We start from the raw sequence: 19,161 nt of genomic DNA, 5'->3' as shown, positions 1-19,161 counted from the left end.
GTCAGAAGTCCGGCAGCATGTCGGCGCTGCGACCCTGATTGATCGCGTGAGCGCGGATCAGCGTGCCGGTGGCGCCGGCGCGGTCCATCGCGTGCTTGTCGGCGATCGTGTCGGTGTCGTCGCTGTCCAGGCCGAGCAGGTCGAGCTGCTTTGGCGGCTCGGGTTTTTTGGCGGGTTCTTCGCCGAGGCCGGGGTGGCGCTGCTGTTGCAAGCCGCCGTCCTCATCCGCCTTCGCATCGTCATCGGGCTTGCCGAGCCGGGTATCGGGCGCGCGGACCAGTCCGCTCCAGTCGTTGGGGCGTGCCTGCGGCCGGTCGGGATAGTCTCCGGGCGCGGGCTGCGGCGGCGGTGCGATCCGCTCGCGGAAATTGCGGTCCTCGTAATAGCGCAGCTTCCTCGCGCGGATCGGGGCCATGCCGGAGACAAGGACAAGCTCATCCTTGGGCGGGAGCTGCATCACCTCGCCGGTGGTCAGGAGTGGCCGGGCGGTCTCCTGCCGGCTGACCATGACGTGCGCCAGCCAGGGCGCGAGCCGGTGGCCGGCATAGTTGCGCATCGCGCGCTGTTCGGTGGCGATGCCGAGCGCGTCCGAAATCCGCCGCGCCGTGCGCTCGTCGTTGGTCGCAAACGCGACGCGGACATGGCAGTTGTCGAGGATCGAGTTGTGCTCGCCATAAGCCTTCTCGATCTGGTTCAAGGACTGCGCGATCAGGAAGGCGCGCACTCCATAGCCCGCGAGAAAGGCAAGACTGGTCTCGAAGAAGTCGAGCCGCCCCAATGCCGGGAACTCGTCGAGCATCATCAGGAGCTTGTGCTTGCCCGCCCTGGCGGGATCGGCATCGAGCTTTTCGGTGAGGCGGCGGCCGATCTGGTTGAGCACCAACCGCACCAGCGGCTTGGTGCGGCTGATGTCCGATGGCGGGATGACAAGGTAGAGCGAGACCGGATGGCCGGCCTCGACGAGATCGGCGATCCGCCAGTCGCAGCGCGATGTCACCGCGGCGACGGTCGGGTCGCGATAGAGCCCGAGAAACGACATTGCGGTGGAGAGGACGCCGCTGCGCTCGTTCTCGCTCTTGTTGAGCACCTCGCGCGCCGCCGAGGCGACGACGGGATGGATCTGCGGCGCATCCTTCGTGCCGAGGTGATTGGTGGTCATCATCCGCCGGAGCGTGGCGGTGAACGGCCGCTGCGGGTCCGACAGGAATGTGGCTACCCGTGCGAGCGTCTTTTCTTCCTCCGCATAAAGGACGTGGAGGATCGCGCCGACCAGGAGCGAATGGGAGGTTTTCTCCCAGTGGTTGCGCCGTTCGAGCGCGCCTTCGGGATCGACCAGGATGTCGGCGATGTTCTGGACGTCGCGGACCTCATGCTCGCCGCGCCGGACCTCCAGCAGCGGGTTGTATTTGGCGGAAGCGGGATCGGTCGGATTGAACAGCAGGACGTGGGAGAAGCGCGCGCGCCAGCCGGCGGTGAGCTGCCAGTTCTCGCCCTTGATGTCGTGAACCACGGCGCTGCCGGTCCAGCCAAGCAGTGTCGGTATGACCAGCCCGACGCCCTTGCCCGAACGGGTTGGCGCGAACGCCATGATATGTTCGGGGCCGTCATGCCGGAGATAGCGGCCGCGCGAGCGGCCCAGGAATACGCCGGCATCACCGTAAAGGCCGGCCCGCTCGATCTCGTTCGGCCTGGCCCAGCGCGCCGAACCATAGGTGGTGACGTGACGCGACTGCCGCGCGCGCCAGAGCGAGCCTGCGATCGCCGCGCCGCAGCCGATGAAACCGCTCGCGCCGGCGAGCGCGCCGGCCTTGTCGAAAACATGCGGCGCATAGGCATCGTAGTGATACCACCAGGGGAAGAGCGCCCAGGGACGATAGACCGGCGTGCTTCCAGCCATGAACCAGGCCGGACCAAGTTCGGGCTGGTAGGCGAGCATCGCCGCCGCCCATTGGGTCGCCGCCCAGAGGCCCGCGATCACGATTGCGAACACGACAAGGATCTGGCCGATGAGCAATTTGGTCGGGGTCACGTTGAAGCTCCCGCCCATACCGCCGGATGCGGTCGGGGCGCGGCTTCAAGACTCGGCTATGGGCCGCCCGAAATGAACGGAGCCGCTGGGGGCTGGTGGGTGACCGAAGGAGATCACTCGTCGGCGACTGACTCAATATTCCAGCTCTGTTCTTTTGATCGAGCTATGACCCGAGTTGATGATTCTGCCCTGTCGTTGTCCCTCGAGGTGGCACTGACCACCACACCGCACCGCCGATGACCCGCTACACCCTGCAAAAATCCGAGCTGCAAATTCGGGCTTGCGTGTCGGATTATCAGACATTATATCGCATTTAATGTAGTGAAATCGTGCGAGGCATGCATGGCGACAATCGCTCCTCCGCAGCCCGCGGCAACCGCGTTTCCCAAAGCCGACGCCATTAGGGCGTTGGTCGACGAACTGCTGCAAGTGGCCAGGGCTGAGGCACAGGTGCGCGGAATTGCCCTGCCTCCGGAAAACCCGAAGATCATCCAGGCGCCCGTGCCACTCGACTCCTTGTCCGTGGTCGACACGCTTTGCGCGGTGGAGCAGGTCCTCGACATCGAGCTTCGCGACAGCATCGTCCGCACCGGCGGCTACAATTCGATCGAGAAGGCGATTGACGACCTCCTCCCTAAGATCGAACGCGTCTGGGTTAAGAAGAAAGGGTCGAAGCCATGACCAATCTCGCACTCCGCCAGGAAGGCGACGAGCAGGAGCGGCGGCGCTTGGGCGACCGTCTGCGCGAAGCACGGAAATATCTCGGCCTCAAGCAGGAAGAAGTTGCTGCCTATCTCAAGATTCCCCGGACCGCGCTTACCGATATCGAGAATGGCCAGCGCCGCGTTGAAGCGATCGAACTGACGCGGCTTGCCCGTCTTTACCGCCAGTCGGTGGCCTATTTTACCGGCGAAGACGAGGCCTCCGCGAGCCTTCCCGCCGATGTCGCCCATCTGGCGCGACGCGTTGCGGCCTTGTCGACTGAGGACCGGGCCGAGCTGAGCCGGTTTGCCGAATATCTCCGCTCGCGGTCTGGCGGCGAACGGAGCTGATCGATGGCGTCGGATTATGCGAGCGCGGTTCGCGCTGGTACGATGGCAGCGGGCCGCCTGCATCGCGAACTCGATACGCGCGCACTGATCGAGACCCAAGGCGGCAGCGTCGATGTCTTCGGCGCGATCCATGCCGTGGGTCTACCCTTGCTGCTTCGTCCTCTGAAAGGCCTGCTCGGCGCCTATCTCAGCGCACCTGCTCCTGGCGTTCTCGTCACGACGGAACGACCGATGAGCATCCAGCGCTTCACGGCCGCGCACGAACTCGGGCATTTTTCGATGCGACACGAGCCGAGCCTCGACGATGAGAGCATCCTGCGCCGGATGCCGATGTCGCCCGAACCGGGAAACAACTTCGAGGAAACCGAAGCCGACGCCTTTGCGATCGCCTTCATGATGCCGAAATGGCTGGTGCTCGCGCACAGCGCGCGACAAGGATGGCAGATCGATCATTTCCGGCGCCCCAATGTCGTCTATCAGCTCTCGCTGCGGATCGGCGCCAGCTATGAGGCGACGTGCCGCACCCTGGTTCGCTACAATCTGATTTCGCCATCGGTGATGACCGACCTGCTCCGGACGCAGCCGCGCAGCCTGAAGGTCGATCTCCTCAAGGACTATCGGCCCGACAACTATCGCGGCGACGTCTGGCTGCTGACCGAGCGCGATGCCGGCTCGCGGATCGATGGCAGTCGCAATGATCTTTTCGTGCTGCAGCTCGAAGAACATAGCGGCGGTGGGTATCTCTGGGATCTCGACCAACTGATCGCCAGCGGCTTCGCCGTCGTTCGAGACGAGCGTGAGGCAATCGACGGCGATGGCATCGGTGGTCCCGTTGTCCGCCGTGTCACCGCGGCGCCCGATGCGCCGCGGCGCGGCCGCATGTCGCTCGACGAGCGGCGGCCGTGGCAGCCTGCGCCGGCCCTCACCAGCCTGACGCTCGATTTCGACCTCACCGGCCCGGAACAGACGGGCCTGTCGCGCGCCGAACGGCGGCACCTGCTCGAGGCCGCCTGACGCCCCATGATCGATATCGTCCGTGACCTTCGGCCGCTGTTCGGGCCTGCGCGCGATCAAGGCGCGCGGCCGACATGCCTCGCATTCGCCGCGAGCGACACCCACGCCGGGCTTCGCGACGGCTGGGCACCGCTGTCGTGTGAATTCGCCTTTTATGCCGCGCAGAAACGGGCGGGCAGACCGCCGACGAGCGGCGCACTGCTATCCACAATGCTGGACGCGCTACGGCTCGATGGCCAACCCGACGAGAAAGGCTGGCCGTATCTGGCAGCGGTTCCAGCCGATCATCGACTGTGGACGCCGCCGGCGACCGTTGGCCCGCTCTATGGCCGCAACGGACAGAGGGATGGAACCGACCTGTCATCCATCCTTGCCGCGCTGGATCGTGACACGCCGGTGCTCATGCTGACGATGCTGTCACGGTCTTTCTTCCAGCCGCGCGGTGATGGCGTCGTCGATCCGGCGAACGACGAACTCCCCGAGCCAGCGCAACGGCACGCGGTCGTCGCGGTCGGGCATGGAACCGTGGACGGCACCCCGGCCATTCTCATCCGCAACAGCTGGGGACCAGGTTGGGGCTTGGAAGGCCACGCCTGGCTTACTGAGCGCTTTCTAGCGCCGCGCCTTTTCGCCACGGCAAATTTGACGGAGGAAGTCGATGTATCTTCCCATACCGCCGCAGCCTGACTGCGTTGCTGGCTGGCGCGAGGCGGTCCGGCTCGTCGACCTCGCCACCGGACACCAGGCGCAGAATGTCGTCATCTCCGTGGCCGAGCCGACTGCGCGCGCAACACTCGCCGATCCCGTCGTGGCGGAAGTCGATGCCTTCCTTTCGGGCCATGGCAAGAAGCCCATCGAGACGGTCGCCAACACGATTTTTCCGGCAGCGCTGTACAGGCGCTACGGCGCGCCGCAATTCTTCGACCGGTTTCGCGACAACGTGCTGCCGAAGGTCCGGAGGTCGGGCGCTTGGTCGGGCTATTATTTCGAACGGATGATGGAATTGCCCCGCGCCGACGGCCAGCCAATCAATCAAATCTGGGGCATCGTCGAGCGCCTGCGCAACCCGAACGTCCGAGCGCTCAACAAATTCGAACTGCTGATCTTCGACCCCGCCCGCGACGTGAATGACTCGCCCTACGGCGGTCAGTGCCTGAGCTTTGCCAGTCTCAAGCTGATCGGCAAGGGCGACGATCGTCGCCTCGGCATGACCGCGCTCTACCGCAATCACTACTATATCGAAAAACTGCTCGGCAATCTGATCGGCCTCGGCCGTCTGCTCGAATTCATCGCCAAGGAAGGCGGGGTCGCGCTGGGTCCGCTCACGATCGTCTCGACCAACGCCACGGTCGACACCGCCAACTGGAACCGCGGCGATCTTAAGCAACTCTTTGAACGCTGCGATCAGGCGAGCGCACATCTCCGTGCTGCGGCGTGAGGCGCGCCCAACGGCAGTTCTAGCGGCTCATCGTTGTCATCCGCGACACCGTACAGGCTGAACATGCCCTCGATGAACTCGCGCTGCCCGCCGTAGCTCGGATGGCGGACCGCGGTGGTCGGAATGTCGAGACCGTCCAGCGCCAGGTGAGCGTCGCGCCCGATCGCGACGATCTGGCGGGGCCGGATCATTGACACGAGGGCTTGCAATATCGGCCAGGTCGCCTCGCGCTCGCTTCGCGTGTGGCATCGGTTCGACATCGGATCATCCGCTTCATGGGGATGGAACGGGAAAACGTTCCAGAGCATGACAGGCTGACCGATCCGCTCTAGCACACGCCAGACGATCGCCGCGGTGCGCTCCGCCACGGCGGGTCCCTGCGTCGCACGTTCAAATGCGATGCCGCCCATCAGCGTGCCGGCATGTCCGAGGTGAATTTCGTCGGTCAGCGGTACGCCCGTACGCCGCCCCCCGCGATAGCCGAGATCACGCGCGATCCAGATCGTTTCGACGCGATGATCAAGCGCCGCGGTGAGCAGCATTTCGAGATTGTCGCGGCGCCGGGCGGCGGCGTCGCTGCGGTCATGGACCGTGCAGCGATCGCGCCAGGGATTGAACACTGAGGGAAGTTCGGTCGCCGCCAGGGTGGACACAAAGGATTTCGGGGTCATGACGGCAATTCCTTGATACGCAGGCGGCGATTGGCGAAGTCGATCAGGACGCGGCCGCGCCGATGCTCCTGAAGGAAGCGGAAAGCCGTATAGCCCTGGAGGATCGCTTCCTCCCAAAGCCACAGCGGACAGCGTTCTGATTCGTAGCCGGCGACGAACTGGCGGACATGCTTCAGCATGTCCAGCGGAAGGCCACCGCGCTTCACGTTTTCAAAGTACCGGAGTTGCTGCGCTTGTCCGAAAATCCAGGAAGTTATGCCCTCTTCGATGAGAATCGCCCGAGCACCGTCTTCGGCGTCGTCGAGTTTCGGATCGCTCTTGCGCTTGAGACGGAGCAGCGCACGCAGCACTGGCGACCAGCCAAGCACCGCGACATAAGCGTAGTGAAAGACATCGTGGAAACGATAGTCGTCGGGTTCGAGCGCGTTGTCGGTGAGCCGGTCGCCGACATACACACCGCTTGAGCGTTGATACACGAATGTCTGCCCGCGAACGGTGCGTTCATAGACGTCGATCGCCATCCGCCGCGGCAATTGCTCTTCTGGGTCGAGCGCCGCATCGGTCGGCGCCGGATAGATGCGCTCGCGCGGCCAGCGATCGAAGATCTTGTGAAGATTCTTCACGGCGGCAGCCTCGATGGTAACACCGGATTCGTTTGCCGCCTGGATCAACCGGCGCATGACCGCGACCAGCCGGCCCGCGAGTGCTTCGCGGTCCTTCGCAAGACCGCCCGCCTGGAAATCGTTGATGAGCAGCCCAACGTCGCCTGCCAGCGCGAGCAGGCTATGCTCGAACTGCGGCATCGGTGCCTTGGCAAGCGGAATGTGCTGCGGCTGCAGCGCATGGAAACTGAGCGTTTCGTTGCCGCCCGTCTGCCATTGTCCGCCGTTTGTCGCCGCGGCGGCAGCGATGTCGCTGAGCGCCATGCGGCTGCGCCGTGCGATCGCCGCCAGATACCAAAGGACGTCACCAAGCTCTTCCGCGACGGCGTGAGCGTAACCCAGGTAGGAGGCATCGTCGCGCTGCTTTTTCTTGGCCTCACTGAGCAAGCTGCCGACTTCGCCGAAAAGGCCAAGCATCGAGAAGCCCAGTGCGCGGCCACCGCTGCGTTGATCAGTCCGCGCGGCCTGCTTCGCATAATCCGCAACAGTGAGAGCTTCGAAATCCTCGCTCATCGCCTGCCCTTCCGGCGATCCGATATCGCGTCTGCGGGGACGCTCACGCCATAGGCTTCAAGTGCCCGCAGTACGATCATCCGGATCGGCTCGCGGGAATCGAGCGACCGTTGACCGAGATCGCGTTTCGTAACGGCAGGAATCTGCACCTGAAGATGCTCGTCGCCGACATCGGTTTGCGCTGCGATATTTTTCATGAATCCATGAAAACATAATTTCATGAAAATAGAAAGCCCGAATCCTCCGGATCAGGAGACGCTCGGCCCGCTGCGCTGCCGCCCGAGTGTCCAGTTGATCCCGCCGTCGCGCATGATGCCCGAGACCGATTTACCGACATGGCGATCGAGAACAGAGCGCCACGGCACCAGCGTGAAATCGCGCGACCGTTCGATGAGCGCATGGCGACCACTCGTCATCTCGACTGCGCGCACGAGCCTGCCTTGAACAGCCTCCCCCTCTCTGGCCTCGGCGAACGGAACGCCTAACTTGTCGGAGAGCTGGCGGGCGACACGCAGCAATTCTCGCCGCTGGAGCGCGGCGAGCATCCCTCGCCGATAGACCGTCTGCCCATCCTGTTCGTCTGCAAGCTGTTCGGTGATCAGCCATTGCCGTCGCATCGCCTGCGCTGAACGAACCTCGTGCCCGAACCCAGCATCGCGCACTGGCACCGGCGCTTCGGCGACCAGCTCGCGATCGAGCCAGGTCGCGGCATCGGTTCCCGGTAATTTGTCGAGCGGGATCGCCGACAGGGTTTCAATGGCAACGGGGTGGTCGCGGAACTGCATGGCTTCGAACCTCTCGACCCTGGCGAGATGGTCCGGCGCGATGATCCAGCTTCCGTCGGGCTCGCGCTCGACGACGCCCGAGATTTTTCGCATCGCTTCAAGCCGCCGGACATGCGTTTCGGCGAAGCGTTCGCTGGCGGTCGGATCGTGCTTCAGATGGGCGTCGATCGAATAGCGCCCGCCGTTCGCCGCCGCGATCTCGTCGATCGTCCGATCGACGGCGCGAATGCCGCCCTCGCGTGGCGCGATCCGGACGATGGCATTTTCGGGGATCGTGTCGACCAGCTCGCCCTTGCCGATCTCGGCATAATGGGTGCGCCCGTCGATGCCGTCGACCAGCAGATAATGACGGTCTTCATGTTCGTCGGCGAGCCCGCGCATCACGACGCGGCCGATGATCGGCGTCGCCTCCTTCGCGACCGGGTCGTAGATGACGCGATCGACCGCAGCACGATCGAGCTTCCGCGCGGTCAGCTCGCGCTGCATGGTGCGGATGATGTCGCCGCGCTCGCCGATCTGGCGCAGTGTGTTCGCAAGGTCGGGCTCAAGCCGCCAGGTGCCGTTGCCGACATGCGAGGCGAGTCCCATGCGCCCGAGTTTCTGCAGGCGACCGACGCGAAGCGATTGCTGGAAGGGATCGCCATCGCTCGCGCTGACCAGCCGCGCGGTATCCATGTCGCGGATCAGCCGTCTGTCGATCGCGGTCAGCCGCTCGGCACCCGTATCGCTGCGAAGCCGCTCTTCGATTTCAAGGTCGGTGCGCGGCCCCAGGTCGAGGTTGACGATCTCGATCGCCCGCTGCCGGCTCCCGTGCGAGATATACTCGCGCGCGATCAGCAGATTCTCACCCCGATCGTTTACGCCGCGCACCACGATATGCGTGTGCGGATGGCCGGTATTGAAATGGTCGACCGCCACCCAATCGAGCTTTGTCCCAAGATCCTGCTCCATCTGCGTCATCAGCCGGCGCACGAACGGCTTCAAGTCGGGATACTGGTCGGCGTCCTCGGCCGACACGATGAACCGGAACTGGCGGCGGTCGCCGTCACACCGTTCGAGGAACGCCTTGCCATCGGCGACGTCGCTGTCGGGCGAGTAGAGCGCACCAGCCTCGCCCTCACGGGTCACGCCGTCGCGCTGAATATAGCGAAGGTGCGCCTTCGCACCGCCCATGCCTTTCCCGCCAAGGCCGACAGGCCGTATCTTGACGATCACGCGGCGCGACCGGAACGCGCCCAATCGGTCGCGCGATCTGAGCACCCGCGCAACACTCGCGCCGCGCCCGATCCGGCTGCCGTCGAAACGGCCGCGCCTGCCCGTTTTCATGCCGGCCCGCTTTGCCGCTTTCACGACGCGGCTCAGGTAGCGCTGCTCCTTGCCCCGGCCGCGCATCCGGCCCAGCTGCGGTTCGAACTCATCATCGCGCATAGCGGCGTCCTTCCATGCCGGAATGACGCTCCCCGCCGATAAGAATGGCGCGTCCTCGCCAGAGCGCAAGGAGTCTCGCGATTGGGATCGGAAAAGCCCAGAAAACCGCCACTCCTGGTAACCCTGTCTCGCACTCAAAGGGCGAGTCTCGCAAAAGCCTTCAAAAAACGATGTGCAGACAAACACTTACAAAATCGCGAGATTTTGCCTCTATCTTGCCATCGAGCCCGACTGCCACCTGCCGCCCCAGACGCCCGCTTTGCCTTCCCGCCTTCCCGATCAAAAAAGGGGAGCGGCGCCATGCGGCACCACTCCCGCGAACCTGCCCCTTCAACAGCGCATCGCCTTATTGCCAGCCTGCCTGTTCGGCCTGACGCAGCGCCCGATTGCACCGCTTCAGCCTCTTCTCAGCGGCCCTTAATTCGGCTTCGATCTGCCGCCGTTCTCCCGCGTCATCGCACCATGAAAGCTCCGCGCGAAGCTCCTCGATCTGTTGTTCAACCGACATCTCATCCTCCTGATACAAGCGAAAGATGAGCCATCGCCCGGCGGGGAGCGGGCGGGGTCAACCACCGCGCAGCGGCCGCGAAGCGGGCGACGGGGGAGCCGATTTTCTCGTCGCCGGAGTGGAGCGAAGCGGAACGCAGGTGGCGTGAAAATTGGGGGAACCGTCGATGGTTGAGGCGGTCCGTTCGCCGCCGGATACTCGGTGCTTGCTGAGCGGATTTCTTCCTCTCTGCAGGCCCGCAAGCGCGTTCCGGTGCAGGAAAAGGCCCACGCCAAGCCCTCAAGGCATGAGGAAAGCCCCGCGCCGGGTGACCGGCGCGGGGCCGATCCGGCTCAGTCGCCGGGGTTCCAGATAACGGCGAACGCGTCGTCGTCGTCCTGCCCGGCGGCGCGGCCGAGATTGGCGTAGAGGGTGCGGCCGCCAAGTTCGGGGGCCGACATGGCGAGGCGGACATATTCGCGCTGGCTCACCTCGCCGGTGCGGATCCAGCCGCCGCCCAGTTCGACGCCGTTCGACAGCACGCGGTAGTCGGGCTGGTCCCCGGTCTTACTGCGGTTGGGGATGATGGCGATCTCGGCATTGACCGAAAGCGTCTTCAAGGCGCCCCGGAACGAACCGTCGTTCTGGCGCTGGACATGACCGATTGAGGGCATTTCTCGTCTCCTTGCACATTCGCCCGACCCGATGCCGGGCGATGGGCGGACCGAAGGGACGGCCCTTGAGCGCGCTGCGAACCGCAGGCCGAAGCGAAGCGGAGGACCGGAAGCGCGGGGCTGATTTGGAGCGAAGCGGCCGCGAGGAGCGCCGCCAAAGCGGCGCGGGGAAATCAGTTCCGCGCGATGGTTTCGCGAGGCGCGCGGCCGTCCCAGGTCATGCGCCCAAGGAGCCGGCGACGGGTTGGTGAGACACGAAAGGACGAGATGCGCGCGCGGACAGGAAGCCCAGTCCGGCGTCTTTCCGGGAAGCCATGATTGCTTTCGCGGCCACGAGGCCGCGGCTATAGCCTCACGGCGATGAACGAAGGAACGACGATTGCGGGGCAGATCGAACGGCTGATCGTGCGGCTGGACGGCGCGGCGGTGTGCGATGCCTGCGTGACTGACCGGCTCAACCTGTCGGTTACCGCACAGGCCAATGTCGTCACCTGCGCGCTCGGCGGCACGCGCGGATTCGAGCGGCAGAAGGACGAATGCACGTTATGCGGAAGCGCCCGGACGGTGATCCGCCGCACCGCCCGGTAGGTCAGGCGGCAGGGGTTTTCGGCACGCGAGCGCGCAGTGCGGCGCGATTTGGGCTAGTTGCCGTCGCCCGCGAGCGCGCGCGACAGCGCCTCGTTGGTCGCGTCGATCTCGATGCGGTCTGCGAAAATCGCGCACCAGCCGCCACCGAACTCCCCGATGCGGGGCTTGGAACAGGTCATGGCCCATTCAAAGCCGATCGGCCCCTTGGCGAGCGTTTCGGGGCAACATCGCTGGATCACCACCGCGATGGCAGCGGCATCGAAATCGTCCATGCTGGCGAAACACACGATCCGCGCGGATGGATCGTCGGGGCAGGTTTCAGCGATGAAATCGGCTCCGATGGTGGGAAATTCGGGATCGTTGAACGCCTCGCGAAACCCGCTCCACCGCGCGTTCGCATCGTCCGGCGGAAAGGCTGCGAGCAGCGCCGCGCTCGGCGGATCGGGCGCGTCGTCATTCGCTAGCGCGTAGCCAGCGTTTGCGACTTCCTCGATCAGCGCGCACTCGGCGGCGGTGCAGCGAAAGGCGAAGCTGCCCTGAATCCAGATGTCAGCCATTGCTCGCCTCCTCCCGTTCGGGCGTGATGACAAGCGGGGGCACCGCGAAGTCGGCCGCATCGAAATGCGCGATGATCGCCGCATAGCTGCCCAATCGCTCGGCGGTGCAGCGCCCCATGAGGATATAGTCGTCCTCGTCGGCAGCGTAGCTTTGCGGTTCGCCGCTGCCGGTGAACACGGTGCGTTCCGCACCCCACTGGCAGGCATAGGCGCCCGACCAGCGCGCGAAGAAAAGCCCATGCGCGATGCAGAAGGCTTCGAGTCCCTCGAACCGCCCCCAGGCGACCTCGTGCGCCATGAGCGCCAAGGGCTCGCCCTCGGGCAGATCGCCGAGCGCGAAGGGTTCGCCGTCCCATTCGGTGGACAGCCCTTCGTTCGCGATGGCCTCGGCGAAGGCGGGAAGCTGGCTGGCGGGGAGCGTCCCGCCGATGGTGATGGATGCCGAAACACGGTCGGCCATGACAAGTCTCCTGTCTGAAATCCGCGCCGCGAGGGCCGCTTGCGGCCGAGCGGCGCGGCGATTTTATGGGGGACGGAACGGGCGGCGGGTGCGCCGCCGCCCGTCCAGTTTCATGCGGCTTCGCGCTCGGGCTGTTCCTGCGGCTCGGCCTTGGCAGGGGCCGGAAGCGCAATCACCGCGCCGGGGCCGGTCGGTTCCGGCTCGCGGTCGGGGCGCGCCGCGAGCACCTTGGCATGAGCCGCGACGGTGCCGACGCCGCCGCGCGCCGTATAGGTAGCGGGCGGGAACGCCATCCATTTCGGCACCCAACCCTCGACCTTGGGCCGCCCGTTCGCACCCTCCAGATGGTCGCGGACGATGCGCTTCAAGACCTTGCCCGGTTCCTTCGCATTGGCGGCGGCGACAGGTTCGCCCGCCACCTCGGCGACGATGCGGGTCAGCACCTCCTTGTCGCGGACACACTCGAAAAAGGCGTCGTCGGCCTGCCAGTAGCGGGCCATATCGACGCCGATCTCGCCGCCGACCGCCTCGATGGCGGCGCTGCCGCTGGCGAGCGTTTCGCCCATGACGATGACGATCACGTCCATTACGGCGCGGTCGGGCACGTCGAGCAAGCGCAGGAACACGCCGACCAGTCCGAAGTCGTCGCCGTTGCCGCCTGTGACGGTCGGTTCCTCGGGCGAGAAGCCGAGAAGGTCCAATACGGCGCGGCGCTTCGCGTCGAAGTCGGTTTCCGCGCGGCAAGTTTCGACGCTTTCGCGCACATCGTCGTTGCGCGCGGTCTGCGGCTCGGGCTTGACCGTCCACAGTGGCGACCCGACGATGACATGGGCGACCATCAAGCGCAGCGCGACCTTGGGATGACGGGTCAGCGAGGCGCGGACAGCGGCATGACGGTGCAGGTTGATATAGGTCTGCATCGTGCTCGTCACTTCGGGGCGCGGCACTTTGGGGCCGGTTTCGATTGCCTCGCCGCGTTCGAGCCGCTTGGCCTCCTTGCTCGTCACATAGCCTTCGTGGACCTCGACCTCGCCGCTTTCGCGCACATCTATATACACGCGCCCGCCCTTGCGCTTGGGTGCCTTGGCGAACTCATAGCGGTAGAAATATTCGCCGGGCGGGACGATCACCACGTCGAACCATCCGGCATCCAGATAGTCCTCCTTGCGCGCGTCGATTACGGCGTTCTGCGCGGTCCAGAACGCGTCGGCATCTGCAAAATAGCGGTCTTCGCCGAACAGATCGGCGACGATCGCAAGGCCGCTCGCATCGACGTCGAACAGGGCATGTTCGACCTTGATCGACTGCCCGCCGAACAGCCATGCCTTCAATTGCTGGCCGGTCGGGCAATAGGCGTCGTCATCGTCGTAGAGCGCCAGCCATGCCTTCTGCTGCTGCTTGCTCGCCAGCGTCAGATGCCGGACGGTCGCCGCGTTGATCTTCTCCTTGCGGTAAAGATCGCGGATGCGCGGAAGCAGGTTGCCGAGCGCTAGGATACGCTTCACGCCAAGCTCGGGAATGCCGAACGTCGCGGAGATATCCGCAATGTCGCGGCCCTCCTTGACCAGCCGTGCGAAGGTTTCCCATCGCGTCACCTCGTCGGGATCGAGCCGGGTGTTCTCGAGAAGCGATGCCTCGATGGCGTCGGCGTCGTCCCCGGCGTCGAGGATGGCGACGGGAAGCGGGCCGTGGTCGATGCCCTCGACAAGCGCGATGGCGTTCGCCGTCCAGCGCCGCCGCCCGGCGACGATTTCGTGGACGCCATTATCGTTGCCCGCCTGCGGGCGCACGATCAGCGGCACGATGACACCGCGCTTGCGGATCGAGGGCAGAATGTCGCCCACGTCCGGGGGCTTGGGTCCGTGCCGCATGTTCACCTTGGACGGAACCAGCTTGCTATGGTCGATAAAGTCGAGTTTCATTGGTCTGCTCCTTCTGGAGCGCCGGTCCCGTTTGTCTTGCTGGATGGGCGGGACCGGCACTCAATGCGGCGAAACGCGCCGCGCGTCATCCGGCCCCTCGATCATCAAGAGGCGGCGGAAGCTCGTTGCCGTTCCGGCTATCGGTGATGCGGCGAAGTTCGGCTTCGGCCAGAACGATTGCACCCATGCGCCGCGCGGTATCGGACCATAGCGAAAGCGGGGCCAGCGGCTCGAAATGCTCGTCGCGCTCGATGAACAGGCCGAAGGGCAAGCGGACGCCCGCAATCTCGGTAAGCGAGAACACGCCCATTTCCGGGCATCCGAACCCCAAGTCGGCGAGGCCGAACAGCGTGTCTCCATCGTCGTAAAGCTCGGTGGCGATCCACGTCGCCGCGCCGACCGGATTGAAGAATTTGACCACCGGGAACGGGTCGAACCGTTCGTCGCGCTGCTCGTGGAGGCGGCTGGCGCGCGCATTCGCGCGCAGCGCCGAAAGGATCGCATGGGGGAGCGTAATCATGCCGCTTCCCTCCCTTCGTCCTGCGTCTCGGCGTAGCGGGCAAGCAGCCAATCGGCGGCCTTGCTCGCCTGACTGGCCGCGCGAAAGATCGCGCGATTGTCCTCGCGCAGCACGTCGAGCCATGATGCCAGATAATCGGCGTGACGAACGGTCGGCACGATGCCGAGCGCGGCGCAAAGGAAGGCCGATCCCATCTCGGCGATCAATTCTTCGCGCGCATAGTCCTTGCTGCCGAACGCATTGCGCAGATTGCGATTGAGGCGCGACGGGTGGCCGCTGGCATGACAGAGTTCGTGCAGCGCCGTCCGGTAGAAATTGATCTGTTCGTGGAAGGCCGGTTGCGGGGGCACCTGCACATAGTCGGCGCTCGGGACATAGTAGGCCTTGTCCCCACCGATGCGGAAATCGACGCCCGATGCCGCAATGACCGCTTCGGCGATCGGCACGACTTGGCGTTCGGGAAGCGGTGCGGGGTCGGTGGCAAGGCCGGGGCGCAAGCCTTCGCACTGTGCGACGTTGAACACGGTGAAGCGTTTGAGGAACGGCACCGCGCGGGCTTCGCCGCCGGTCTGGCGCGCGCGTTCCTTCTCGGCTTCGGGGGTGAAGCGGTCGGCATAGACAACCCTTGTCCCGCGCTCGCCTTTCCTGACATTGCCGCCCGCCTCCAAGGCTTGGCGGAAGGTCAGCCACGATTGCGACGGATAGCCGTTCTCGATCACTGCTCCCCACAGGATCAGGACATTGACGCCGCTGTAATTGCGGCTGGTGAGCCCGTTGCGCGGGAGGCCGGGGGCGGCGGAGAAGCCTTGACCATTGGGGCGGCCCCAAGGCTGGACCCAAGGGAAGCGGCCCGCCTCAAGTTCGGAAACAATGCGGCCCGTCACCTCGTCGTAAAGATTGGCGCGCTCCGCCGGGGGCTGGCGTTTGCTGCCCTCTGCGCGCGCGCGTTGGCTGCCGGTCTGGTGCATGGCTATCCTCCAATGCCGCCCCAAAAACCCCAGGGCCTCCCCCGGAGCGGGGGTGGGCGGCGAATTGCGACCTGCCGGGCGCGGCCAGGAGGCGGTCCGCACCCGCAGGGCCGAAATGCAATGGAGGAGCCGGACCCGAGCGCAGTCGAAGGCCGGCTTGCGGGACGCCGGGCCGGGCCCAGAAGGGAGCGCCGCCCACCCGCGCGACGAGGGGAAGGCCCAACGAAAAATGCCGCCGCGCCGGTCAGGCGCGGCGACGACAGGCCGGAGCAAGGCTCCGGCATCCCGCCAGTCCGATCGTCACCTTTGGCCGGGACGCGCGAAGCGTGGCCCGGTGGAGCTTGGCGAACGGATGTGAGCCTAGCGGAATAGAGCGGCGGTCGCGCCGCAGGCGCGAGGCGCCTGAAAACCCGGATGCGTCAGGTCAGACCCTGCCGTCTTGAAGCACTCTCGTCGTGGTCGCCATGCGCGCGGTGACACGAGGAGCGAGCACTCGGCCCACTGGCCCCAACAGATCAACCGTGCAGCGGGGATCCGTTCGAACCGGTGCAAGCGGTCATCGCGGGCAACAGGCTCATCATGGCGGCACCGGCGATGATGATCGCGCCGACCGCCGCGGCGATGCCGGTCGCGGTCGGCCCCGCACCGCCGAGCTGCATCAGGCTGGAGACGACACTGCCGCCGGCGATCCCGGCGGGCACGGCGAAGAGAAGCGCGATCGCTCCGCGAAGCGGAACGGGCAACCGCGACGCGATGAGCATGCGTCCGATCAGCAAGACCGCGACGCCGACGACGAGGCCGAGAAGCAGACCGAGCAACGGCCCCAGTTCGCCACCCCCCGCCCACAGAAATGCGGCCGCACCGAGCCCGACCGGGAGTGCGAAGACGGCGAGCCGGAACATCGCCCAGGCGAAGAGGACGATGCCGGTGGCGGACAGGATCAGACCGAGCAACATCACGACCAACTCCATAGGCTCGGAACATAGCAGAAACACGATTCGGCATGAAGCCCCGATCGGCTCGCACTATGGGCGGTCTGGCGCGTTCTTCTCGGGCGACGTCGATCGCAGCGCGACGAACAGCGTGGCCGCACCGGCTTCGCTCCGGCCGGCAGGGGGCCGGTCGCCGATCGCGAAGAAGATGGCATTGACGGTACGCGGCGTTGCACTGGCGGCCGTGACAGCCGACCGGGAATTGACGGGCACTCCGGCGACGCTCGCGAGATAGGCGCGGGTCTCACCGGGCAGCGCGCGGCCGGTCCGCACGTGCTCGGCATAGCGTGCCGGTCCCGCGTTATAGGCTGCGAACAGTCCGGGATAACCGAAGCGGTCATACATCAGACGAAGATAGAGCGTCCCCGCCAATATGTTGTCGCGCGGGCTATGGGGATCACGTCCGAGCCCGAGCCGCGCGCGCATTTCGGACCAGGTGCCGGGCATGAGCTGCATCAGTCCCATCGCGCCGGCGTGGCTGGTAATCGGGCGCCCGTCCAGCACCGTGCGCCCGCCGCTCTCGGCGCGCATGACGCGCTCGATCCATTCTACCGGCACGCCGAAACGCGCCGAGGCTGCCTCGATATAGGGCCGCCAGTGAACGACCGACTGCGCGTCAGCCGGTGCCGCCGCCAGCAGCGCCAGGGCGGTGATGGCGACCCTCAGCCCAGCCACAGCAGTCGCACCTCGCCGATGACGTCGCCGCGCGATGTCGGTCCGAAATAACGCCCATCGAACGAATCCGGGCTGTCCATCAGCAGGAACAATGCGCCCGAACGCAACATCACGCAGCCATTCCACCACGGCATCGGACGGTCGCGGCCATCGGCTTCGCGGCGTTCGGCCACCGGGTGGCCGTTGACATAGATCTCCCGCCCGCGCGCACAGACGCGATCGCCGGGCGCGGCCGCGACGCGCTTGACCAGCGGGATATTGATCGGAATGTAGCGCCGCTCGGCGGCGAGCCGGCGCCAGCGGTCGGGCACCCGGACCAGCACCATGTCGCCCGATGCGATGTCCTGCCGTCCGCTGACGGCATAGAGACCGATCGGCGCGCTGGCCGATGCGTTCCAGACCAGCCACGGCGTTGGCGGCAGCGCGATCGTGGTCGCCAGCGCGGCCGCGCCGAGACCGATCAGCGCGGTGGGTTTAGCCGGCAGACGGGAGGGTAGCAGCCTAGCCATTGCCTCCCTCCCGCATGTTCGCGCGCGACCAGGCCTCGATATCGTCGATATGGTAGCGCCAGACGGTGCCATGCTTTCGGCACGGCGGGCCGCGCCGCTCCCGGCGCATCTTCTTGAGCGTGTCCCCCGCGAGACCGAGATGGAACGCGGCCTGCTTGGTTGTCAGAAACGGGCAATGCTCGCGTGCCCGCCGAGCGCGCTCCGCGGCCGACGACGCCGTGGCTCCACCGTCCACAGCGGATGAATCCGCCTCGATCCGTGTTCGCGCGCCGCCGCCTGCTTCGGGGTTTGGATCGTGTGTCATGAGTGCAGCGCCCGGTCCGACGAACCCGCGTTACCCGCCGATCAGGCCCGCACGCGCGGCTTCCTGTTCGGCGACATAGGCATCCAGCATGTCGGCCTGGCCGGGGAGCAGCGCGTCGATCGCAGGGAGGCCGTCGATATCGTCCCGGTGAAGCAGCACGGACGGGCACTGGCCTTCGACATTGCCGAGATTGGGGCGATGCTGGGCATAGCCGATGAGCGCGGCCAGATCGGGATCGAACGCTCGAGCGATGGCGGGCGGATAGACGAGATACTGATTCTCGAACGTCCGCAGCCATCCGAGGCAATAGGAGGTGATGACCGCGCGGCGCACATGATCGGACTGGTTAGCGCCGGCACCATGCAGGATCGATCCGAGGAACAGCAGCGCGGAGCCGGGTGGCATTTCGGCGGCGACCGGACGTGCATCGCCCGGTTGCGATGCCGCATCGTGATGGCTGCCCGGCCAGACCAGCGTCGCGCCACTCTCCAGCGTGAACGGATCGATCGGCCAGATGACGTTGATCTGATAGTGCATCCCGGTCTTGACGCCGCCCCAGAGATCCTGGTCGCGGTGCGGCACCTGCGCGAGCGCGCCGGGATGGATTTCGATCGCCTGGGTGAGGTTGAGAACGATACGATCGCACCATTCCCCGAGCACCGTTTCGGCGATACCGCGGATGATCGGGTGCAGCACAAGGCCGGCGATATGCCGTGAACGCCGCAACAACGCGCCAAAGCGCTTGGTGCGGGCTCCGTAGAATCCGCCTTCGCAAAAGGGCGTGGCGACGAAGCGCGGTGCGAGTTCGGCTTCGAGCGCGGTGATTAGCTCGGTCGGCACGGCGTTATCGACAATGACATAACCGTCGGCGAGCAGCATCGCGGCGAGGCGGGCGGGGTCGTGCATCGCCATT

At 65.7% G+C, this 19,161-nt stretch carries 22 protein-coding genes; 6 read left to right on the top strand and 16 right to left on the bottom strand.

Features of this window, described 5'->3' with window-relative positions; genetic code table 11:
• Position 1: 1 nt before the first annotated feature.
• Positions 2–2,029: a conjugal transfer protein TraG gene (locus RIA72_RS04550; RefSeq protein ID WP_038292469.1), complete on the bottom strand. Its 2,028-nt coding sequence runs from the start codon at positions 2,027–2,029 to the stop codon at positions 2–4.
• A 342-nt stretch (positions 2,030–2,371) separates the two neighbouring features.
• Here RIA72_RS04550 and RIA72_RS04545 point away from each other — a divergent pair, with 342 nt between their 5' ends.
• The 5 genes from RIA72_RS04545 to RIA72_RS04525 are packed head-to-tail and all read left to right on the top strand — an operon-like array spanning position 2,372 to position 5,533.
• Positions 2,372–2,710 (top strand): hypothetical protein, encoded by a 339-nt coding sequence (locus tag RIA72_RS04545; protein ID WP_017499939.1) that lies wholly within the window; start codon positions 2,372–2,374, stop codon positions 2,708–2,710.
• The gene (locus RIA72_RS04540) at positions 2,707–3,081 is read left to right on the top strand and encodes a helix-turn-helix domain-containing protein (protein WP_017499940.1); all 375 of its coding nucleotides are present in this window, start codon (positions 2,707–2,709) and stop codon (positions 3,079–3,081) included. The genes RIA72_RS04545 and RIA72_RS04540 overlap by 4 nt, the downstream gene beginning before the upstream one ends.
• A 3-nt stretch (positions 3,082–3,084) precedes the next feature.
• Positions 3,085–4,095 (top strand): ImmA/IrrE family metallo-endopeptidase, encoded by a 1,011-nt coding sequence (locus tag RIA72_RS04535; protein WP_017499941.1) that lies wholly within the window; start codon positions 3,085–3,087, stop codon positions 4,093–4,095.
• 6 nt (positions 4,096–4,101) lie between these two features.
• Entirely contained in the window at positions 4,102–4,782 is a 681-nt protein-coding gene (locus RIA72_RS04530; protein WP_017499942.1) for a C1 family peptidase, read from the top strand.
• Positions 4,754–5,533 carry a thymidylate synthase family protein gene (locus tag RIA72_RS04525; protein ID WP_017499943.1) on the top strand — a complete coding sequence of 260 codons (780 nt, stop codon included), beginning with the start codon at positions 4,754–4,756 and terminating at the stop codon, positions 5,531–5,533. Before RIA72_RS04530 ends, RIA72_RS04525 begins: the two co-directional genes overlap by 29 nt.
• Here RIA72_RS04525 and RIA72_RS04520 read toward each other — a convergent pair.
• From RIA72_RS04520 to RIA72_RS04500, 5 genes are all read right to left on the bottom strand, one after another.
• Positions 5,500–6,204, bottom strand: coding sequence for a uracil-DNA glycosylase (locus tag RIA72_RS04520; RefSeq protein ID WP_017499944.1), 705 nt, complete (start codon positions 6,202–6,204; stop codon positions 5,500–5,502). The two genes, RIA72_RS04525 and RIA72_RS04520, sit on opposite strands and share 34 nt — an antisense overlap.
• Positions 6,201–7,379: a nucleoside triphosphate pyrophosphohydrolase family protein gene (locus RIA72_RS04515; RefSeq protein WP_017499945.1), complete on the bottom strand. Its 1,179-nt coding sequence runs from the start codon at positions 7,377–7,379 to the stop codon at positions 6,201–6,203. Before RIA72_RS04515 ends, RIA72_RS04520 begins: the two co-directional genes overlap by 4 nt.
• Entirely contained in the window at positions 7,376–7,576 is a 201-nt protein-coding gene (locus RIA72_RS04510; RefSeq protein WP_017499946.1) for a hypothetical protein, read from the bottom strand. Before RIA72_RS04510 ends, RIA72_RS04515 begins: the two co-directional genes overlap by 4 nt.
• A 51-nt stretch (positions 7,577–7,627) precedes the next feature.
• Entirely contained in the window at positions 7,628–9,592 is a 1,965-nt protein-coding gene (rlxS, locus tag RIA72_RS04505; protein ID WP_017499947.1) for a relaxase/mobilization nuclease RlxS, read from the bottom strand.
• Between the two features lie 840 nt (positions 9,593–10,432).
• A complete protein-coding gene (locus RIA72_RS04500; protein ID WP_017499949.1) occupies positions 10,433–10,753 on the bottom strand; it encodes a DUF736 domain-containing protein in 321 nt (106 codons plus the stop codon).
• Positions 10,754–11,113: 360 nt separating this feature from the next.
• Here RIA72_RS04500 and RIA72_RS04495 point away from each other — a divergent pair, with 360 nt between their 5' ends.
• On the top strand, positions 11,114–11,341 hold the full coding sequence (locus tag RIA72_RS04495; RefSeq protein ID WP_017499950.1) for a hypothetical protein: 228 nt from the start codon (positions 11,114–11,116) through the stop codon (positions 11,339–11,341).
• A gap of 53 nt (positions 11,342–11,394) precedes the next feature.
• Here the strand turns inward: RIA72_RS04495 and RIA72_RS04490 are convergent, their stop codons facing one another.
• The 10 genes from RIA72_RS04490 to RIA72_RS04445 form a co-directional block, all read right to left on the bottom strand.
• Positions 11,395–11,898, bottom strand: coding sequence for a hypothetical protein (locus tag RIA72_RS04490; protein WP_017499951.1), 504 nt, complete (start codon positions 11,896–11,898; stop codon positions 11,395–11,397).
• On the bottom strand, positions 11,891–12,358 hold the full coding sequence (locus RIA72_RS04485; protein WP_017499952.1) for a hypothetical protein: 468 nt from the start codon (positions 12,356–12,358) through the stop codon (positions 11,891–11,893). The genes RIA72_RS04490 and RIA72_RS04485 overlap by 8 nt, the downstream gene beginning before the upstream one ends.
• 110 nt (positions 12,359–12,468) lie before the next feature.
• Positions 12,469–14,280 carry a ParB/RepB/Spo0J family partition protein gene (locus tag RIA72_RS04480; protein WP_017499953.1) on the bottom strand — a complete coding sequence of 604 codons (1,812 nt, stop codon included), beginning with the start codon at positions 14,278–14,280 and terminating at the stop codon, positions 12,469–12,471.
• A gap of 85 nt (positions 14,281–14,365) precedes the next feature.
• On the bottom strand, positions 14,366–14,800 hold the full coding sequence (locus tag RIA72_RS04475; RefSeq protein WP_017499954.1) for a DUF2958 domain-containing protein: 435 nt from the start codon (positions 14,798–14,800) through the stop codon (positions 14,366–14,368).
• Positions 14,797–15,768 (bottom strand): ArdC family protein, encoded by a 972-nt coding sequence (locus RIA72_RS04470; RefSeq protein ID WP_017499955.1) that lies wholly within the window; start codon positions 15,766–15,768, stop codon positions 14,797–14,799. The genes RIA72_RS04475 and RIA72_RS04470 overlap by 4 nt, the downstream gene beginning before the upstream one ends.
• 515 nt (positions 15,769–16,283) lie before the next feature.
• Positions 16,284–16,727: a hypothetical protein gene (locus RIA72_RS04465; RefSeq protein WP_136175471.1), complete on the bottom strand. Its 444-nt coding sequence runs from the start codon at positions 16,725–16,727 to the stop codon at positions 16,284–16,286.
• A gap of 66 nt (positions 16,728–16,793) precedes the next feature.
• Positions 16,794–17,435: a lytic transglycosylase domain-containing protein gene (locus tag RIA72_RS04460; RefSeq protein WP_017499957.1), complete on the bottom strand. Its 642-nt coding sequence runs from the start codon at positions 17,433–17,435 to the stop codon at positions 16,794–16,796.
• A complete protein-coding gene (locus RIA72_RS04455) occupies positions 17,423–17,944 on the bottom strand; it encodes a S26 family signal peptidase (RefSeq protein ID WP_017499958.1) in 522 nt (173 codons plus the stop codon). Before RIA72_RS04455 ends, RIA72_RS04460 begins: the two co-directional genes overlap by 13 nt.
• Positions 17,937–18,248 carry a helix-turn-helix domain-containing protein gene (locus RIA72_RS04450; protein ID WP_081095412.1) on the bottom strand — a complete coding sequence of 104 codons (312 nt, stop codon included), beginning with the start codon at positions 18,246–18,248 and terminating at the stop codon, positions 17,937–17,939. Before RIA72_RS04450 ends, RIA72_RS04455 begins: the two co-directional genes overlap by 8 nt.
• 30 nt (positions 18,249–18,278) lie before the next feature.
• The gene (locus RIA72_RS04445; protein WP_017499960.1) at positions 18,279–19,160 is read right to left on the bottom strand and encodes a phytanoyl-CoA dioxygenase family protein; all 882 of its coding nucleotides are present in this window, start codon (positions 19,158–19,160) and stop codon (positions 18,279–18,281) included.
• Position 19,161: the final 1 nt, after the last annotated feature.

Source organism: Sphingopyxis sp. (assembly GCF_040216815.1).
GTDB lineage: Bacteria > Pseudomonadota > Alphaproteobacteria > Sphingomonadales > Sphingomonadaceae > Sphingopyxis.
Note: the sequence above shows the minus strand (reverse complement) of the source record. Positions and strands in the feature narration are given on the sequence as shown.

What these genes read in the sequence shown, in the direction of transcription:
- RIA72_RS04545 (WP_017499939.1), top strand. Translation starts at nt 2,372, where the DNA reads ATGGCGACAATCGCTCCTCCGCAGCCCGCGGCAACCGCGTTTCCCAAA.
- RIA72_RS04540 (WP_017499940.1), top strand. Translation starts at nt 2,707, where the DNA reads ATGACCAATCTCGCACTCCGCCAGGAAGGCGACGAGCAGGAGCGGCGG.
- RIA72_RS04535 (WP_017499941.1), top strand. Translation starts at nt 3,085, where the DNA reads ATGGCGTCGGATTATGCGAGCGCGGTTCGCGCTGGTACGATGGCAGCG.
- RIA72_RS04530 (WP_017499942.1), top strand. Translation starts at nt 4,102, where the DNA reads ATGATCGATATCGTCCGTGACCTTCGGCCGCTGTTCGGGCCTGCGCGC.
- RIA72_RS04525 (WP_017499943.1), top strand. Translation starts at nt 4,754, where the DNA reads ATGTATCTTCCCATACCGCCGCAGCCTGACTGCGTTGCTGGCTGGCGC.
- RIA72_RS04520 (WP_017499944.1), bottom strand. Translation starts at nt 6,204, where the DNA reads ATGACCCCGAAATCCTTTGTGTCCACCCTGGCGGCGACCGAACTTCCC.
- RIA72_RS04515 (WP_017499945.1), bottom strand. Translation starts at nt 7,379, where the DNA reads ATGAGCGAGGATTTCGAAGCTCTCACTGTTGCGGATTATGCGAAGCAG.
- RIA72_RS04510 (WP_017499946.1), bottom strand. Translation starts at nt 7,576, where the DNA reads ATGAAAAATATCGCAGCGCAAACCGATGTCGGCGACGAGCATCTTCAG.
- rlxS (WP_017499947.1), bottom strand. Translation starts at nt 9,592, where the DNA reads ATGCGCGATGATGAGTTCGAACCGCAGCTGGGCCGGATGCGCGGCCGG.
- RIA72_RS04500 (WP_017499949.1), bottom strand. Translation starts at nt 10,753, where the DNA reads ATGCCCTCAATCGGTCATGTCCAGCGCCAGAACGACGGTTCGTTCCGG.
- RIA72_RS04495 (WP_017499950.1), top strand. Translation starts at nt 11,114, where the DNA reads ATGAACGAAGGAACGACGATTGCGGGGCAGATCGAACGGCTGATCGTG.
- RIA72_RS04490 (WP_017499951.1), bottom strand. Translation starts at nt 11,898, where the DNA reads ATGGCTGACATCTGGATTCAGGGCAGCTTCGCCTTTCGCTGCACCGCC.
- RIA72_RS04485 (WP_017499952.1), bottom strand. Translation starts at nt 12,358, where the DNA reads ATGGCCGACCGTGTTTCGGCATCCATCACCATCGGCGGGACGCTCCCC.
- RIA72_RS04480 (WP_017499953.1), bottom strand. Translation starts at nt 14,280, where the DNA reads ATGAAACTCGACTTTATCGACCATAGCAAGCTGGTTCCGTCCAAGGTG.
- RIA72_RS04475 (WP_017499954.1), bottom strand. Translation starts at nt 14,800, where the DNA reads ATGATTACGCTCCCCCATGCGATCCTTTCGGCGCTGCGCGCGAATGCG.
- RIA72_RS04470 (WP_017499955.1), bottom strand. Translation starts at nt 15,768, where the DNA reads ATGCACCAGACCGGCAGCCAACGCGCGCGCGCAGAGGGCAGCAAACGC.
- RIA72_RS04455 (WP_017499958.1), bottom strand. Translation starts at nt 17,944, where the DNA reads ATGGCTAGGCTGCTACCCTCCCGTCTGCCGGCTAAACCCACCGCGCTG.
- RIA72_RS04450 (WP_081095412.1), bottom strand. Translation starts at nt 18,248, where the DNA reads ATGACACACGATCCAAACCCCGAAGCAGGCGGCGGCGCGCGAACACGG.
- RIA72_RS04445 (WP_017499960.1), bottom strand. Translation starts at nt 19,160, where the DNA reads ATGGCGATGCACGACCCCGCCCGCCTCGCCGCGATGCTGCTCGCCGAC.